The 1,597-nt window shown below is 68.5% G+C and carries 2 protein-coding genes; both read left to right on the top strand.

Annotation, left to right across the window (positions count from 1 at the left end):
• A partial coding sequence (locus C1876_RS17385) for an adenine nucleotide alpha hydrolase family protein (protein WP_114547977.1) occupies nt 1-687 on the top strand: 687 nt, incomplete at its 5' end.
• A 44-nt stretch (nt 688-731) separates the two neighbouring features.
• Nucleotides 732-1,597: electron transfer flavoprotein subunit alpha/FixB family protein (locus tag C1876_RS17380; protein ID WP_148707955.1), on the top strand; the 866-nt coding region annotated here is incomplete at its 3' end.

Here is a 1,597-nt window from a genome sequence, read left to right as displayed (position 1 = left end):
GACTACTCCAAGGCGAAGAACACCGTGTCCGCCTACGACCTGAACGCCATTGAGGCCGCCGCTCAGCTGGCTGCCGCCAACGAGGGCTCGAAGGTGATCGCCATGACCGTGGGAGGCGCCGACATCGACGACTCCAAGCTCAAGAAGAACGTGCTCGCCCGCGGCGTGGACGAACTGTACATGACCGCCGATGCCGCGCTCGCCGACCTCGACGCGAACGCCGCCGCCGGCGCGCTCGCCGAGCTCGTCGCCAAGGTGGGCGGCTACGACGTCATCCTCTGCGGCGACGGCTCCGCCGACAACTACGCGCAGCAGGTGGACGTGCAGCTGGCCGCGAAGCTGGGCCTGCCCGTGGTGAACGCCGCCACGAAGATCACGGCTAAGGACGGCGCGCTCGAGGTCGAGCGCACGCTCGAGGACGCGGTCGAGGTCGTCGAGGTGCCGCTGCCGTGCGTCGTGTCGGTTGCCCCCGACATCGCGCTGCCCCGCATCCCGGGCATGAAGGACATCCTCGCCGCCGGCAAGAAGCCGATGAACGTGGCCGGCGCCGACGACGCCTACGCGAGCGCCCTCGAAACGGTGTCCTGTCTCGCTCCTAAGCAGGCCGACCGCAAGCAGGAGGTTCTCGAGGCCTCCGCCGATGGCGCCATCGCCCAGTTCGCCGCCGCCCTCAAGGCCGCGCTGTAAGTTCCCCGACATCCGTTGCATACAGAAAGGCAGAGTTGATACACATGAAAGCACTCGTTATCGCTGAACGCGCGGACGCCGCTCGGGAACTCGCTGCTGGCGCTCGCACCATGGCCGACGAGGTCGTGCTCGTCTCCTTCGGCGAGGCCCCCGAAGCCGTCGCCGACAAGGTCGCCCGCATCGCGGTGCCCGAAGGCTCCGTCCTGGACGACGCGGCCGAAACCGTGATCTCCGTGTTCGACGCCGAGCAGCCGGCCGTCGTGCTCGTCGAGCCCACGCGCCACATGAAGGCGATCGCCGGCAAGCTGGCCGCCCATATCGGCACCTCCGTCATCACCGACGTCATGTCCTTCGAAGGCGGCGCCAAGAGCCTGTACTTCGGCGGCGTGGCCGAGCGCGTGCAGAAGCCGCGCGGCGACGTGGCCGTGTACACGGTGGGCGCCGGCACCTTCGAGGGCGCCGAGGCCTCCGGCGCGAACGCCGTCGAGGACGTCGCCTGGGTCGCCCCGGCGAACCCGGTGAAGCTCGTGTCGTCCAAGCCCATCGAGAAGAGCGGCGTGGACCTGTTCAAGGCCGACGCGGTGGTGGCTGCGGGCCGCGGCTTCGCCGAGGAGTCCGAGCTCGACCTGGCGCGTGCCCTCTGCGACAAGCTGGGCGGCGGCCTGGCCTGCTCGCGTCCCCTCACCGAGGGCGTGAACTGGCTCCCCACCGAGCTGTACGTGGGCGTTTCCGGCCTCATGCTGTCGCCGAAGGTGTACGTGGCCTGCGGCATCTCCGGCCAGATGCAGCACATGGTGGGCTGCAACCGTTCTGGCATGGTTTTTGCTATCAACAAGGACAAGAACGCCCCGGTGTTCAAGCAGTGCGACTACGGCCTGATCGGCGACGTCAAGGATGTCTTGCCGGCGCT

Origin of the sequence: Eggerthella sinensis, from assembly GCF_003339815.1 — a bacterium.
Lineage (GTDB): Bacteria > Actinomycetota > Coriobacteriia > Coriobacteriales > Eggerthellaceae > Eggerthella > Eggerthella sinensis.
The sequence above is the reverse complement of the archived record's forward strand: the minus strand, read 5'-3'. Positions and strand labels throughout refer to the sequence as shown.